13 protein-coding genes are annotated in these 15575 nt (G+C 40.8%); 10 read left to right on the forward strand and 3 right to left on the reverse strand.

Going from position 1 to position 15575, the window contains the following annotated elements; translation table 11 throughout:
- Window positions 1-11: 11 nt before the first annotated feature.
- Window positions 12-1379 (reverse strand): magnesium transporter, encoded by a 1368-nt coding sequence (mgtE, locus tag SYJ56_RS09355; protein WP_323833734.1) that lies wholly within the window; start codon window positions 1377-1379, stop codon window positions 12-14.
- The gene (rsmA, locus tag SYJ56_RS09360) at window positions 1366-2151 is read right to left on the reverse strand and encodes a 16S rRNA (adenine(1518)-N(6)/adenine(1519)-N(6))-dimethyltransferase RsmA (protein ID WP_323833735.1); all 786 of its coding nucleotides are present in this window, start codon (window positions 2149-2151) and stop codon (window positions 1366-1368) included. Before rsmA ends, mgtE begins: the two co-directional genes overlap by 14 nt.
- Before the next feature lie 121 nt (window positions 2152-2272).
- Here rsmA and pdxA point away from each other — a divergent pair, with 121 nt between their 5' ends.
- The 7 genes from pdxA (at window position 2273) to accC (ending at window position 7954) form a co-directional block, all read left to right on the forward strand.
- Window positions 2273-3295 (forward strand): 4-hydroxythreonine-4-phosphate dehydrogenase PdxA, encoded by a 1023-nt coding sequence (gene pdxA, locus SYJ56_RS09365; RefSeq protein ID WP_323833737.1) that lies wholly within the window; start codon window positions 2273-2275, stop codon window positions 3293-3295.
- A 108-nt stretch (window positions 3296-3403) separates the two neighbouring features.
- Window positions 3404-3976, forward strand: coding sequence for a YceD family protein (locus SYJ56_RS09370; protein WP_323833739.1), 573 nt, complete (start codon window positions 3404-3406; stop codon window positions 3974-3976).
- 18 nt (window positions 3977-3994) lie between these two features.
- On the forward strand, window positions 3995-4186 hold the full coding sequence (rpmF, locus tag SYJ56_RS09375; RefSeq protein WP_057938136.1) for a 50S ribosomal protein L32: 192 nt from the start codon (window positions 3995-3997) through the stop codon (window positions 4184-4186).
- Window positions 4187-4417: 231 nt separating this feature from the next.
- Window positions 4418-5416, forward strand: coding sequence for a beta-ketoacyl-ACP synthase III (locus SYJ56_RS09380; protein WP_323833740.1), 999 nt, complete (start codon window positions 4418-4420; stop codon window positions 5414-5416).
- Between the two features lie 31 nt (window positions 5417-5447).
- On the forward strand, window positions 5448-6011 hold the full coding sequence (gene efp, locus SYJ56_RS09385; protein WP_323833741.1) for an elongation factor P: 564 nt from the start codon (window positions 5448-5450) through the stop codon (window positions 6009-6011).
- A 97-nt stretch (window positions 6012-6108) separates the two neighbouring features.
- Window positions 6109-6579 (forward strand): acetyl-CoA carboxylase biotin carboxyl carrier protein, encoded by a 471-nt coding sequence (accB, locus tag SYJ56_RS09390; RefSeq protein ID WP_323833742.1) that lies wholly within the window; start codon window positions 6109-6111, stop codon window positions 6577-6579.
- A 25-nt stretch (window positions 6580-6604) separates the two neighbouring features.
- Window positions 6605-7954, forward strand: a complete 1350-nt coding sequence (gene accC, locus SYJ56_RS09395; RefSeq protein WP_323833744.1) for an acetyl-CoA carboxylase biotin carboxylase subunit — start codon at window positions 6605-6607, stop codon at window positions 7952-7954.
- Window positions 7955-8045: 91 nt separating this feature from the next.
- Here the strand turns inward: accC and SYJ56_RS09400 are convergent, their stop codons facing one another.
- Entirely contained in the window at window positions 8046-9146 is a 1101-nt protein-coding gene (locus SYJ56_RS09400) for a 6-bladed beta-propeller (RefSeq protein ID WP_323833746.1), read from the reverse strand.
- 350 nt (window positions 9147-9496) lie between these two features.
- On the opposite strand from SYJ56_RS09400, the gene SYJ56_RS09405 reads away from it, so the two are divergent.
- The 3 genes from SYJ56_RS09405 to SYJ56_RS09415 are packed head-to-tail and all read left to right on the forward strand — an operon-like array spanning window position 9497 to window position 15402.
- The gene (locus tag SYJ56_RS09405) at window positions 9497-11809 is read left to right on the forward strand and encodes a PSD1 and planctomycete cytochrome C domain-containing protein (RefSeq protein ID WP_323833747.1); all 2313 of its coding nucleotides are present in this window, start codon (window positions 9497-9499) and stop codon (window positions 11807-11809) included.
- Window position 11810: 1 nt separating this feature from the next.
- Entirely contained in the window at window positions 11811-13265 is a 1455-nt protein-coding gene (locus SYJ56_RS09410; protein ID WP_323833749.1) for a DUF1501 domain-containing protein, read from the forward strand.
- A gap of 7 nt (window positions 13266-13272) precedes the next feature.
- Window positions 13273-15402 (forward strand): c-type cytochrome domain-containing protein, encoded by a 2130-nt coding sequence (locus SYJ56_RS09415; RefSeq protein WP_323833750.1) that lies wholly within the window; start codon window positions 13273-13275, stop codon window positions 15400-15402.
- Window positions 15403-15575 lie beyond the last annotated feature (173 nt).

A 15575-nucleotide genomic window follows, 5' to 3' on the forward strand; every position in this document is an offset into this window, starting at 1 on the left:
GTTTCTACCAATTAAATATTTAAGAGTGACATAGCTACCAAAAAATATACGGCAAGGCCAATCAGGTCATTTGCAGTGGTAATAAATGGTCCTGAAGCCAATGCTGGGTTTATCCCAATTTTGTCAAGAACAATTGGTGTAATAGTTCCCATAAACGAAGCCAATAACACTACTGAAAATAAGGCTATCGATACGACCAACGCAAACGACACATCGGTTTTGTAAAATAAAACAACCACACCAAATACGAAAGTAGCCAAGATCAATCCATTTAATATTGCTACCAGCAAAACCTTCAAAAACCTCTTGGCTAAAGAATCATCAAAAATAGATTTGCTGGCTAGAGATTGAACCACAATTGAAGAAGTCTGAATCCCCACATTACCTCCAGTTGCTGTGATCAGCGGAATAAAAAAGGCCAACGCTGTTACTTTACTAAGTCCCTCTTCAAAAAAACCTATGAACCCAGCTCCTAGCAAACCTCCGCAAATACCTATCAATAACCAGGGTAACCGGGCTTTGGAGAGCTTGATCACACTATCATACTCATCGACCGTATCTGAGATACCTGTCATTGCCTGAATGTCTTCCTCAGCTTCTTCTCGAATTACATCCAGGATATCATCAACAGTGATTCTCCCTACTAGCTTATTTTTGCTATTCACAACAGGAAGAGATTCCAAATCATACTTACGCATGATCTCAGCCACTTCCTCTTGATCCATATAAGTGGGCACAGAAATCACCTCATCCTCATAGATATCTTCGATCTTCGTTTCATCAGATGCCAGAACAATGCGTTTCAGAGAAACTATTCCCATTAATTGCTGTCTATTGTTTACGACAAAAATGGAATAGATCTTACTTACGTTTTCGGCTTGGCGACGAATCTCATTTATCGTCTGAACAACATTCCAGTTCTTGTTGGCGCGAATATATTCCTTCGCCATAATCCCCCCAGCGGTGTCTTCATCATAGCGTAAGAGCTCCAGGATTTGGTCTGACTTTACCTTATCCTGAAAATGGCTAATGATATCTTCTCTCTCTCTTTCTAAAAAAAGATTAAGTATATCCGCCCCATCATCGGAGTCCATCAGCTCTATCAGGTTAGCCATCTCCTGAACTTCCAACTCTTTCAAGACTCTATGCTGAGTAGTGGCTTCCAGCTCAATAATGATATCTGCTGCCAACTGCGCATCCAATACCCGAAGTACATAAATGGACTCCGCCATTGATAACTCATCGAGTAGTGCTGCAATATCAGCAACATTCACCCCTTCCAGCGACTCCTGAATAAAGGTCAAATCCTCCGATTCAATCGCCTGTTGCAGGCTTTCTAAGTATTCTTTCGAAAGTTCAAACTGCTTAATGATTTCCACGGGAAGCTTCGATAGTTTGGGTTAGAAATATAAAATCAGCCACATCCAATTGTTCGGCTCGTAAATCCAGAATAGGATTTGAATTAAACTCAGCTGGAAGACTGAAAGGCTTAAGGCAGTTTCGAAGTGTTTTCCTTCTATTGCCAAAGCCAGCTTTTACAACCTGCTTAAAGAGCTTTTCGTTGCAATCTAATTTTTCCGTCGTGTTTCGAGTCAGTCGAATTACTCCAGAGTTGACTTTAGGAGGAGGGTCAAAAACGTGCGGAGGCACAGTAAATAAGTATTCTATATCATAAAAAGCCTGTAGAAGAACAGACAAAATTCCATAATCTTTATTCCCCTTGGGTGAGGCTATGCGCTCAGCAACTTCTTTCTGTAGCATACATACCACCTCAGTCACCTGGGCCTTCACTTCAAGCACTTTAAAGAAAATCTGGGATGAAATATTATAAGGGAAATTACCAATAATGGCAAACTTATCCTGAAACAACTCTTCCAAGTTCATTTTCAAAAAGTCTCCTTCAATAATCTTGTCTCCCAGTTCTGGATATTTCTTATGCAAGTATGCAATGGACTCTTTATCGATATCTATTAAATACAAATCCAGGTTTCCCTTCAAAAGGAAATCAGTAAGCACTCCCATGCCAGGCCCTATTTCTAGAACTTTGGATACTTCATGATGCCCTTTGACCGCTTGCGCTATTTGCTCCGCAATACTCAAATCGGTCAAAAAATGCTGTCCCAAGTGTTTCTTGGCTTTGACCTTTTCCATCGGTTAGCTCAGATAAATTTTTATAAATTGCGAGACCAAAATTAAGAGAATAATTCTAAAGGACTAGCGAACTAAGGTAGGCTTGGCCAAACCTTAACACCGCGTCCATATTATAATTTATATGCATCAACGAAAGATCAAACCCATTATCGGTATTAGTATTGGCGACATCAACGGAATAGGCGTGGAAGTCACTATGAAAGCCTTGCTTGACAATAGAACACACAAGTCGTTCACCCCGCTGATCTATGCGCACGGCAAAGCCCTTACTTTCTATAGAAAACAACTCGGGATAGAAGACTTCAATTTTGCGCAGATTAGAAGCATCGATGAGATCCAACACAAGCGCATCAATGTAATCAATGTAACCGAAGAATGTCCTGAGGTAATTCCAGGAGTAGAAACACAGGAAGCAGGGAAATTTGCTTTGGAAGCACTGAAAATGGCAGTTGGTGATTTGAAAGAAGGAAAAATCCAGGCGCTAGTCACCGCTCCACTCAATAAAAACAATGTTAATTCTGAAGAGCTTCACTTCGTTGGACATACGGAATTCATTACAGAAGCGGTAGGATCTCAGGAAAGTCTGATGCTGATGGTTGCTGAGCAGTTTCGCGTTGGATTGGTTACCGGTCATGTGCCTTTGGCAAAAGTGGCTGAAAATGTAACACAGGAACGGATTATTCAAAAAGCCAATATTCTCCTGAAAAGCCTTGAAAATGATTTTGGCATCAATAAACCGAAAATTGCAATCTTGGGATTAAACCCACACGCTGGGGAAGATGGGCTTCTGGGCGAGGAAGAAGAACAAATCATCAAACCCGCAATTCATTCGCTAAAGGACCAAAATAAAATGGTGTTTGGCCCCTACCCCGCTGATGGTTTTTTCGGAATGGCACACCAGACTAAATTCGATGGTGTTTTGGCAATGTATCATGACCAGGGATTAGTACCCTTCAAAGCCACGGCTTTCAGTAGTGGGGTAAACTTCACTGCAGGCTTACCCGTAGTAAGAACTTCGCCAGATCATGGCACTGCATATAATATAGCCGGGAAAAACGTGGCTGATGAAGGGTCAATGAGAGCCGCTATTTTCCTTGCAGCAGACATAATTCAACACCACAATCCGCAGGAATCCGAGGATTGAGAAGGAAACGAGAGATATATTAACTTAAACCAAAGATTATTTCACAATCTCTTTCATCCTTTTATAATAATTCACTATTTTTGCGGTCTTAAATCGAGAGGAGGTATCGTGAAATTCTGGAGAACATTTGATATCGAGGTAATTAAGTTCCTCGAAGGCATCCACGAAATTGACTTCGAAATTGGAGATTCATTTTTCCAGCACTTCGAAGATAACGAACTTGTAGAAAAAGGTAATTTGATCGTACGGATCAAAATGAAAGTTGGAGCAAACTTAATTGAGATGGATTTTCATATTGCGGGCAAAGTTATTTTGACCTGTGACAGAAGTCTGGAGCCTTTCGAGCAGCCTCTGGATTTTCATGAAAAGATGGTCTATAAGTTCGGTGCTGAAGAAAAAGAAATCGATGAAAACGTCATTATGATCACTCGGGACACCCCGAAGGTAAATGTGGCTCAGTTGATTTACGAATTTATCTTATTGGCCTTGCCGCTAAAGAAAATTCACCCCGATTACAGAAACGAAATGGACGATGAAGATTACGAAGGAGAAGGAATTTATGCTTACATAGATGGGCAGGATTCTAACGACGGAGATGAGGATTCAGCGTCTGATGAAGACAATAATGAACCAGTTGATCCTAGATGGGATCTTTTAAAAAAGTTAAAAAACAAGGAATAATCATAAACCACGCATAAAATGGCACATCCTAAACGAAAAATTTCGAAAACCAGAAGAGATAAAAGAAGAACTCATTACAAGTTGGAGGCTCCGGGTCTTGCAAAATGTCCTACTACGGGCGAAATGCACTTACCACACAGAGCTTTCTGGTTGGACGGTAAATTGTACTACAAAGGACAAGTTATCATCGAGAAAGAAATATTGGCTTAATCAGTCATCTGAATTTCATAAGAATCCATTCGCTAATTGCGGGTGGATTTTTTTTGTTTTCAGCCCCAATCAAAACCGCTTGTTTATCAAGCGTATTACTTTTCATTGATGGATTTCTTTTGGTAGAGAATGACAATTGTAATATTTTTGCCTTCCTTACAGGATAGAACACATCCATAACATACAGTTGAGATGATTTTGATTTAATCATCTTTACTTAACCCCAGCATAATGGACAAACTCAGAGCCATGATCACCGGAATACAAGGTTACGTTCCGGAATACATATTGACAAACAAAGAACTTGAGGACCTTGTAGAAACAAACGACGAGTGGATTGTCTCAAGGACAGGAATAAAAGAAAGAAGAATACTTAAAGGTGAAAACCAAGGTACATCAGTAATGGGTGCCGAAGCGGTAAAAGGACTTTTAGAAAAAACCGACACCGATCCTTTAGATGTGGATTTGATTATATGTGCCACCGTTACCCCTGACATGACATTTCCCGCTACAGGAAATATCATCGCAGATTTAGTAGGAGCCAAAAACAGCTATAGTTTCGATGTTGGTGCTGCATGTTCAGGTTTTTTATATGCCCTTCAGATGGGGAGCCAGTTCATCCAAACAGGAACCCATAAGAAAGTTATTGTAGTTGGGGCTGATAAAATGTCTGCTATTGTAGATTATACAGATAGAGCTACATGTATCCTATTTGGTGATGGTGCAGGAGCAGTAATGCTTGAGCCTACAACCGGAGATTTGGGTATTGTGGATGCCATCCTCAAATCGGATGGATCCGGCGCTCCATACCTTCACATGAAAGCTGGAGGAAGTCGCAGACCTGCCACTCATGAAACAGTGGATGCTAAAGAGCATTTTGCTTTTCAGGAAGGTTCTACCGTGTTCAAGTTTGCAGTGACCAATATGGCAGATGTAAGTGCAGAGATTATGCAGAAAAATGGCCTGAAAGGTGATGATATTGCTTGGTTAGTGCCTCATCAAGCGAATCTTCGAATCATTAATGCTACAGCCAATCGCATGGGAATCGGATCTGATAAAGTGATGATGAATATAGAAAAGTATGGCAACACGACAGCAGCTACTATACCTCTTTGCCTTTGGGACTACGAAAGTCAGTTGAGAAAAGGTGACAATCTAATATTGGCGGCTTTTGGGGGTGGATTCACTTGGGGTTCAATTTATCTTAAGTGGGGTTACGACCCAAAATAAGTTTACAAGAAAATAATACGAAAATAACATTATGGCTAGTACTGCAGATTTTAAAAACGGACTTTGTTTGGTCATGAATAATGACATCTACACTATTGTTGAGTTTCAGCATGTCAAACCTGGAAAAGGCCCTGCATTTGTCAGAACCAAAATGAAGGGAATTACTTCTGGAAAAACACTTGACAAAACTTTCAACGCAGGAGAGAAAGTAGAAACAGCTAGGGTAGAGAAAAGACCTCATCAGTTTTTATATGCCGATGACATGGGCTACAATTTCATGGATACGACCACTTTCGAGCAAATTTCAATACAAGAAAAACTTATCGAAAGAGCTAATCTACTGAAAGACGGACAGTTAGTTGATATTTTGATTCACGATGAAACTGAAACTCCTCTTGCAGTTGAACTTCCTCCTTTCGTAGAATTGATGATTACCTACACGGAGCCTGGAATTAAAGGCGACACTGCTACCAACGCATTGAAAGCAGCTACTGTAGAAACTGGAGCCACAGTGATGGTCCCACTTTTCGTAGAACAAGACATCATGATCAAGGTTGACACCCGTGATGGCTCTTACTCAGAAAGAGTAAAATAAGTAATTTAAGCTGTGTGATTTAACTAAATTACGCAGCTTTATTCTTTTATAACCCATTTAAAAAAAATGCCTTTTGGCACCTCTAAATAATAAACCTATGAAAGCAAAAGAGATTCAGGAGTTGATAGATTACATCTCTAATTCTGGTTTGGCAGAAGTTAAAATCAAGACTGACGAGTTCGAACTTTCTATTAAAAAATATGCAGAATCTTCTGCACCAAGAATGGTAGAAGTAGCTTCCGCCCCTGCTCCAGCAGCAATCCCCGCACCAACACCCTCGTCCACCCCTGCATCTGCTCCTGCAGCAGAATCTGCACCATCAAATTTGGTGGAGATCAAATCACCAATGATCGGCACCTTCTATCTTACCTCAAGCCCAGATGCGGATCCATTTGTAGCTGTAGGTGATTCTGTCAAAGCTGGTGAGACTGTTTGTATCATTGAAGCGATGAAGCTTTTCAATGAGATCGAATCTGAAATTTCTGGTAAAATCGTCAAAATCTTGGTTACCAATTCTACACCGGTAGAATATGATCAGCCATTGTTCCTTGTAGATCCAGCGGGTTAATTTTTTCACCAATAATTAAATAGCTGTGTTTAAAAAAATACTAATAGCCAATAGAGGTGAAATTGCCTTAAGAATCATCCGTACCTGTAAAGAGATGGGTATAGAGACGGTGGCGGTTTACTCTACTGCAGATAAAGATAGTTTACACGTAAGATTCGCTGACGAAGCTGTCTGCATAGGACCTGCGCCTAGCCGTGACTCTTATCTAAATATTCCCAGAATAATTGCCGCTGCAGAAATCACCAATGCTGATGCCATTCACCCGGGATACGGGTTCCTTTCTGAAAATGCAGAGTTTTCTAAAATCTGTGAAGAATATGGAATCAAATTCATCGGGGCCAGCGCTGAAATGATCAACCAAATGGGCGATAAGGCTACGGCCAAAGCAACCATGAAAACTGCCGGTGTACCAACTATCCCTGGTTCTGAAGGAATTTTGGAAACCATGGAAATAGGAATAAAGCTTGCAAATGAAATGGGATACCCAGTCATTCTAAAAGCAACTGCCGGAGGCGGTGGACGTGGAATGAGAATAGTGAGAGAGGAAGCCGGATTCAAAAAAGCCTGGGATGATGCAAGAATGGAATCAGCTGCTGCTTTTGGAAACGATGGCTTGTACTTAGAAAAATATGTAGAAGAGCCTAGACATATAGAGATCCAGATCATAGGAGATAAAACAGGGAAAGCATGTCACCTGTCTGAAAGAGATTGTTCCATTCAGAGAAGGCATCAGAAACTAATTGAAGAAACTCCTTCCCCATTTATGACAGATGAACTGCGGGAAGAAATGGGTAAAGCTGCCATCAAAGGCGCAGAAGCAATTGGATACGAAGGAGCCGGTACCGTAGAGTTTCTGGTTGATAAGCATCGCAACTTCTTCTTCATGGAAATGAATACCCGAATTCAGGTAGAGCATCCAATCACCGAAGAGGTTACTGATTTTGACTTGATCAAAGAACAAATCAAAGTGGCTGCTGGAGAAACTATCTCTGGAAGAAATTACTATCCTAAGCTATTCGCTATGGAATGTAGAATAAACGCCGAAGATCCTGCGCATGGCTTCAGACCAAGTCCAGGAAAAATCCAGAACCTTCATATTCCAGGTGGACGTGGCGTCAGAATTGATTCCCATGTGTATGCAGGCTATGTTATTCCTCCTAATTACGACTCCATGATTGCCAAGCTGATCGTAAGCGGCCAATCAAGAGAAGAAGTGATTGTGAGAATGAAAAGAGCCCTGGAAGAATTTGTCATTGACGGTGTAAAAACCACCATACCTTTCCATATCGCACTGTTAGAAAATGAACAATTTAAAGAAGGGAATTTCACTACTAAGTTCTTGGAAGACTTTGATTTCTCTGTGATAAAGGGATAATAGCTCCGACATATTTGTAAACAAGAAAGCTGTCCAAATGGGCAGCTTTTTTTGTTATTTATATTGTCTATCGCACTGCAAAATGACCTAACTAATCACTACTTACTTCACTGTTATAGCTCAAGGCTGTTGGTAACCGATACATAACTATCATAGGATTTTTCTCTATTGCGCCTTCCTCATTCCTCAGAATAGAATAATAAATATCTCCATTTAATTGCCGCGGAATGATTTCTTCCGTCAACTCCCGATCAAATAGTTGCTTTAAATGAATCAGGGGACGGTTATTCACTAAATCAATTACCGCATGATAGGAACGATTTTCATATACAACACGTAAAAACGCATAACTATCGGACATAACTACACCGCTTATTCTCAACTGACTTGTATCGTCAAAACCAGTGAGATGAAGCAGGTATTCCGGGACCAAGTGATCCTCCTCCTTTCTAAAAATCGTATCCGTGTCACTATGCGATGATATATCTTCCCGAATAATTGGCATATAAAACAAGGTTGTGTTTTTTACCCGGCTTAATATCCTGGGGATTGAATGGATACTTGTGTAATCTGAATGATAGCCGTAAAGCGGCCTTTCCCAGTGTTTGACTTCAAGAGTTTTTGGTTCAATCGAGCTTACCAACACCTGCCGGGGTTTTTCTTTGGTACCAATAAGCGTTTCCTGAACTACCAAAAGAGTGTCATTATCCTTGTAAAAGGAGATCGGCTGCCCTGGCAGTCTTTGACTTGACGAATCAAAGGTCCCCTCAAGGTCATAGGAAATCACTACCATTTTTCGCCAATCTGCCACAAGAACCACCTTTTCCTTATCATCCAAGTGAATCGCATAGGGCATACTATATTCATCAGGACCTTCTCCCATCTCGCCGATTTTCTGGAGAAAACTACCGTTATTGTCAAACTTTAAAAGTCCCTGTCTGTTATCCACGAGAAGAAAAAAATCCTGAGAGAAAGCTATATCCATGACAGCGGTAAGTGAAGGATTTCCTGGAGCCTCAAGATTTATGGTGTCTAGAATTTCGATTTGTAATTCGGGTGACTCACCCGAAAAAAAATCCCTGGATATCTCTATTGTTTTGAAATCCTGAGATTTATCATCAACTCCTTTATTATTGCAACTCGGCAATAGAGAAACGATAAGAAACAGCAATGTCAGTTTAGCGAATTTCATATTGAATTTTTAAAAGTTTATATGATAAAATATTCTGTGAGCGTCATAACCTCTATAGTAGCAAAGCTTTGAGAATGGATATGCACGACCTCATTCATAATTTTATCCTTTGTTCTGGACAAAATACAAAATATTTACTCTTCAATTTTTTAATATTAAAAAAATAGTCCTTCAAGTCTAAAAACAGAGTTGTTTCTAAAATTGACGAAACAATCTTCTGTTAATTAATATTTTAACTTAAGTTTTCATCCTTACATTAAAAAACGAAAGTAAAAATATAACGGTCAGGATACTATTTGTCCAAAATATCACTAGTTTGAGTGAGATTCTGATATTGATTTGACCCAAAAATGACTCCTTCTCAAATTCTAAGACTCTTGACTTTGTCTTGTTTTGGATTAGCTATTTATAGTTGTAACCCGAAACAGCCTAACGACATCCAACTTTCAGAAGTCGAACAAATCAGCTATAATTTCCATATTCGCCCTATTCTTTCGGACAAATGCTTTGCCTGCCATGGACCAGATGCCAATAAGCGTGAATCAGAACTTCGCCTAGATACAGAAACGGGAGCTTATGCCGCTTTGAAAGAAAACCCTAACCAGTTTGTCATCAAACCCGGGAACTTAGAAGAATCAACTGTTTACCATAGAATCACATCTGAAGATCCAGGAGAGCTGATGCCTCCACCAGAATCCAATCTCGCCTTATCTGAAACAGAAATCCAACTGATCAAAAAATGGATCGAAGAGGGAGCTAAGTATGAGCCTCATTGGGCTTTTGTAAAAGCAGGAAAATCGAAGCTTCCAGAAGAAACGGATTGGACAATCAATGAAATAGATCGCCTCACTTTAAAAAAAATGAAGGAAAAAGGCCTTCAGCCAAATCCTGAAGCCAAACCCTATGAATTGATCAAACGAGCAAGTCTAGACTTAACTGGTTTACCGCCGAGCCCTGAAGTGTTGGACAGATTTGGTGATTTTTCAGGTGAGCTTTCTTACGAGGATTTACTTGATGGATTACTTGGGGATCCAGGATTCGGAGAGAAAATGGCTATCCTCTGGATGGATATCTCCCGCTATTCAGATAGCTACGGCTATCAGGATGACAATATCCGTACGCAATGGCCTTACCGGGATTGGGTCATTCATGCATTCAATCAAAATATGCCCTATGACCAATTTATCACTTGGCAACTTGCGGGAGATCTTTTACCAGATGCTAACAAAGAGCAAATTCTGGCTACAGCCTTCAATAGAAATCACAAATACACTGAGGAAGGTGGAGTAATTGACGAAGAGTACAGAATCGAATACGTACTTGACAAAACCAATACAGTAAGCAAAGGTCTTTTGGGCATCACTATGGAGTGTGCACAATGCCACGATCATAAGTATGATCCTTTCTCGCAGAAAGAATATTATGAGATGTTCGCCTTTTTCAATAATACCCCCGAAATAGGTTATCAAGGCGATGTATCTCAATCCAAGCCAGCTAAAACTCCAATTCTCTGGGTAGATCAGGAAGACTTATCAGGCATCATGAGTTTTATCAACTATTCCGACACGTCCAAATTAAGCGTCTCTGTGATGGGGGAACTGGAAGAGCAGCGACCTACGTACATACTTGACCGAGGTGTTTATGATGCTCCTACCGTAGAAGTTGAGCCTTCCACGCCTAATTCGATAATGGAATTTCCAGCGGATTTAGAAAAGAATCGTCTCGGTCTAGCAAAATGGATCACAGCAAGAGAAAATCCTTTGACAGCAAGAGTATTTGTCAATCTGATGTGGCAAGAGATTTTTGGACAAGGAATCGTTAAATCAGCAGGTGACTTTGGGATGCAGGGAGACCTTCCCACCCACCCCGAGTTATTGGACTGGCTTGCAGTTGATTTTATGGAAAATGGCTGGGATATCAAGCGCCTTATGAAGCAAATTCTAAGTTCAGCAACCTACAAACAGTCTGCAGTAATTACAGAAAAGCATTTAAATACAGATCCTGATAACTTATACATGGCAAGAGCTCCCCGACTTCGTTTACCTGCGGAAAATATTCAGGATTTGGTGCTGGCGAGCAGTGGCTTGTTGGTGAGGAAACTTGGTGGACCTAGCGTAAAACCTTATATGCCAGAAGGAATCTGGGAAGCAGCTACTTCAGGGCGAGGCGTACTGGCAACTTATGTTCAAGACAAGGGTGATAAATTATACCGGAGAGGGTTATACAATTTTATCAAACTTACAGTCCCACCTCCGAAGGCGATCATCTTTGATTCCAGTAATAGAGATAGATGCGAGATAGGAAGAAGCCGAACTAATACGCCATTGCAAGCCCTTGTGATGATGAATGATCCAATGATATTGGAAGCATCTCGAGTCTTAGCCGGAAAAATGTGGGATGAAAATCAAGATAAAGAAAAAGCAATAGCTACCTCCTTTAAGCGAATCGTCTGCAGAGATATGAGTGCAGATGAAAAGTCCATCCTCTTCTCCTATTACGAAGATCAATTAGTGAGATTTAGTGAAAATCCAGACCAAGTCCTCCCAACGTTAAGTGTAGGTGAATATCCTCTGGAAGAATCAACTATTAATCCAGAAACCGCCGCACTCATGCAAGTAATCGTAAGTATTTATAATCTGGAAGAAACCATTACCAAGAGCTGAAATGGAAAAGGAAATATTAGAAGAAGGACTGAATCATAATCGTAGAAAGTTTCTTTCTAGGCTAAGCCTTGGAGTTGGAAGCCTAGCACTAGGATCACTTTTAGTTCCTGATCTTTTTTCAGGGAAATCAGAAGCTGAAGAGGCCATGATGCATGCACTTCCCCATTTTGCTCCCAAAGCAAAAAGAGTCATCTATCTTTTTCAAAATGGCGCCCCAAGCCAATTGGAATCTTTTGATTACAAGCCTCTATTGAATAAACGCATGGGAGAAGAGCTCCCTGAATCTATTCGCGGTACGCAGCGACTCACAGGAATGACCTCTGGTCAAAGCTCATTTCCTTTAGTAGGATCCAATTACAAATTTGATCAGTATGGAGAATCCCGGGCCTGGATATCAGAGGTATTTCCACACACAGCGGGAATTGTAGATGATATCTGCATTGTAAAATCCATGCATACCGATGCGATCAATCATGATCCTGCTCTTACTTTTTTTCAGACTGGAGCCCAAGTAGGAAATCGTCCAAGTATGGGCTCATGGCTAAGCTATGGATTGGGAAGTGAAAACAGTAATCTTCCTGCGTTTTCAGTATTGCTCAGTCGTGGACGTGGCAATGGACAGGGAGTTTACTCCAAACTTTGGAGTAATGGATTCCTAGATGCCACTCACCAAGGTATACAATTTTCCAATTCAGAAGATCCAGTGCTGTATCTTAAAGATCCTGATTCCATGAGCCGTTCGGAGCGTAGAAAAATGATAGATCAAATTGCTGCGATGAATGAGTTGAACATGCGGCAATTCAATGATCCTGAAATCACCGCAAAGGTGAAACAATATGAAATGGCGTATCGCATGCAAACAGCTGTTCCTGAAATGACCGATGTTTCCAAAGAACCTGAGAGCATCATCAAACTATACGGGCCCGATTGCCTGGTACCCGGCACCTATGCCGCCAATTGTCTATTGGCTAGAAAACTATCAGAAAGTGGCGTTCGATTTGTGCAGCTCTATCATCAGGGCTGGGATCAGCATGGCAACTTGCCTAATGAAATGCGACTTCAGGCAGAGGATGTTGATCAGGCTTCGGCGGCTTTAATTACCGATTTGAAGCAAAGAGGCTTGCTGGATGAGACATTGGTTATCTGGGGCGGTGAATTTGGAAGAACCAATTACTGTCAGGGGAAAATATTAGTGGACAATTACGGTCGAGATCATCACCCCCGTGCATTCTCTATCTGGATGGCGGGTGGTGGAGTTAAATCAGGAATGGTCTATGGAGAAACGGATGAATTTGGCTACAATATCACCGAAAACCCTGTGCACGTACATGATTTTCAAGCCACAGTCCTTCACCTCATGGGCATTGATCATGAGCGCATGACATACAAGCACCTAGGTAGAAGATATCGCCTGACGGATGTTTCTGGCAAAGTAGTAAAAGACTTAATTGCTTAAACTATCTATGCTCAAGATTTCATCAATCAGATCCATTCTGGAAAGTACCCTCTTTGTTTGGATAGGTCTCACAATTATCATCACATTAGCAGGAGATTCACTGGTTTTACCTGATTGGCTACAGGTAGTCGGTAGAAGCCATCCTATTCTTTTGCATTTTCCTATTGTATTATTATTGATGGGCTTGCTGTTTTTCTGGATTCCGGGGATTGATAAAAAACCCGAGATCAGGGAAATAGGAGAAATCAGCTTTCTGGCAGGATGCAACTTCGCAGGAATCACAGTATTGGCAGGGTTGATTTTGGCTCAGGAGGAATATACTGGGGATATACTGACCTGGCATAAGTGGGGAGGTCTGCTGGTCTTCGCAGGCTGCGTAATCCTCTATTTTTTCAGATCCATCCAAGCCAAACTAATTCGGATATCCAGTATTGCCTTAGCTATGGCGATAATCGCCACTGGCCACTGGGGAGCTGGATTAACACATGGGGAAGATTTTCTCTTGGCTCCTATGCAGTCGAATGAGATTGAAGTAATTCCATTATCCGAAGCAGAGATTTTTAAAAACGTAGTCCAGCCTATTTTACAAGCAAAATGCGTAAGCTGCCATAAAGAAGGAAAGATTAAAGGGGAGTTAAGAATGGATCACCTCCAAGGCTTGCAAAAAGGCGGTAAATCAGGACCGTTTGTACTTGCCGGTGATTTTGAGAAATCCCTGCTCATCCAGAGGATCAATCTTCCTCTCGATGACAAGAAGCATATGCCTCCAAAAAACAAGGCTCAATTGACCGATGAGGAGCTATTGATCCTAAGTGAGTGGGTTGCGACAGGAGCTAGTTTTGATCAAAAACTAGTTACGCTTCCTCCCACAAATGAACTGTACCAGTTGGCATCAGTGAAGTTTGAGGGAAATAAAATCTATTCCTTCGAAGCTGCAGACAAAGAAGATATTCAAGAGTTAAATACTTCCTTTCGCTCTGTTCAGCCACTTTTTCCAGAATCACCGGCGTTGGATGTCTCCTATTTTGGTATTTCAGCTTTTCCACCTAAGTCACTTTCTGATCTAAAAACGGTTAAAGATCAAATCGTGAGACTTAGCCTTAACAAGATGCCTTTAGCTGGAATTGATTTTAAATTTTTAAAGGATTTTACACATCTGGAAGAACTCCAATTGAATTTCACTGATTTGGATGCTGAGCAGTTGAGGGTGATTGCTGAACTTAATACACTTGAATCCCTGGCTGTTTCCGGTAATACGATTGACCAAGCCTCGCTACAAAGTATTTCCCAGATGAAGGGGCTCAAAAACCTATACGTATGGCATACAGGATTAAGCAATGAAGATCAGGAAATTCTTCAGAAAGCACTTCCAGACACCAAAATCGACTTTGGTTTTGATGGAAAAGGTATAATCTATGAACTAAACAGCCCCATCATTACCCAAGCTGAAATCATATATCAAGACAGTCTTGAGCTTACCCTTTCACACCCGATTATAACAACTGAAATTCGCTACACCTTAGATGGATCAGAACCGGATAGTATTAACAGTGAGGTTTATACCAAGCCAATTTACGTCAGAAATACTGGCAAAATACTAGCGAAAGCTTTTGCTGCAGACTGGAAAGGCTCTAAGATATCCGAGTCTGTTTTTATTCATTCGGGTATCAAACCAGCTGATTACAAGCTCGCCTTTGAGCCCAACTTAAAGTATCAGGCTTCAGGTACAGTAACCCTGTTTGATTTGGAAAAAGCAGAAGCATCAAATCATGGTCAAAAATGGCTCGGTTTTCAAGATGAGCCGTTGGTTCTGGAAGTCAGTTTCCAGGGCTCCAACAAGCCGACTGCTATTTCCCTTAGCTTACTATACAATGAGGCGGCACATATTTTCCCACCTTATTCCGTAACTATTCAGGGTTTGGAAAATGGACAGTGGAATCAGTTAGCGAGCAACTCTCCAGCTGTTTCCCCTGAAGCGTTTCCAGCCAGATCTGACCTATTGAATTTTGAGCTGGAAAGCACCAACTATGAGAAGCTGAAAATCACAGCAAAGCCACTTCCTCAATTGCCTAAATGGCACCCTAATGCGGGAAGTAAAGGTTGGTTTTTTGTGGACGAGGTGATTTTTAATAAATAATTAGTAAGTACGAATTCTGGGATATTCAGATTTCAGTTTTAATTACTTAACTAATTGTAAATCAGTATCAAACTTTAGTAAAGAGATTTTTTAAGCTCCTAAAAATTGATTAGATTAATTGCCTGACTTTCTTGAGTTAATGTAAAGTCCCTATTCTCTTTTTAAGGTAAATT

It is taken from the genome of Algoriphagus aurantiacus (assembly GCF_035156405.1).
GTDB lineage: Bacteria > Bacteroidota > Bacteroidia > Cytophagales > Cyclobacteriaceae > Algoriphagus > Algoriphagus aurantiacus.

Coding starts and splice junctions, on each gene's coding strand:
- pdxA (WP_323833737.1), top strand. CDS start 2,273: ATGCATCAACGAAAGATCAAACCCATTATCGGTATTAGTATTGGCGAC.
- SYJ56_RS09405 (WP_323833747.1), top strand. CDS start 9,497: ATGACTCCTTCTCAAATTCTAAGACTCTTGACTTTGTCTTGTTTTGGA.
- accB (WP_323833742.1), top strand. CDS start 6,109: ATGAAAGCAAAAGAGATTCAGGAGTTGATAGATTACATCTCTAATTCT.
- rpmF (WP_057938136.1), top strand. CDS start 3,995: ATGGCACATCCTAAACGAAAAATTTCGAAAACCAGAAGAGATAAAAGA.
- SYJ56_RS09410 (WP_323833749.1), top strand. CDS start 11,811: ATGGAAAAGGAAATATTAGAAGAAGGACTGAATCATAATCGTAGAAAG.
- rsmA (WP_323833735.1), bottom strand. CDS start 2,151: ATGGAAAAGGTCAAAGCCAAGAAACACTTGGGACAGCATTTTTTGACC.
- SYJ56_RS09415 (WP_323833750.1), top strand. CDS start 13,273: ATGCTCAAGATTTCATCAATCAGATCCATTCTGGAAAGTACCCTCTTT.
- SYJ56_RS09380 (WP_323833740.1), top strand. CDS start 4,418: ATGGACAAACTCAGAGCCATGATCACCGGAATACAAGGTTACGTTCCG.
- SYJ56_RS09400 (WP_323833746.1), bottom strand. CDS start 9,146: ATGAAATTCGCTAAACTGACATTGCTGTTTCTTATCGTTTCTCTATTG.
- efp (WP_323833741.1), top strand. CDS start 5,448: ATGGCTAGTACTGCAGATTTTAAAAACGGACTTTGTTTGGTCATGAAT.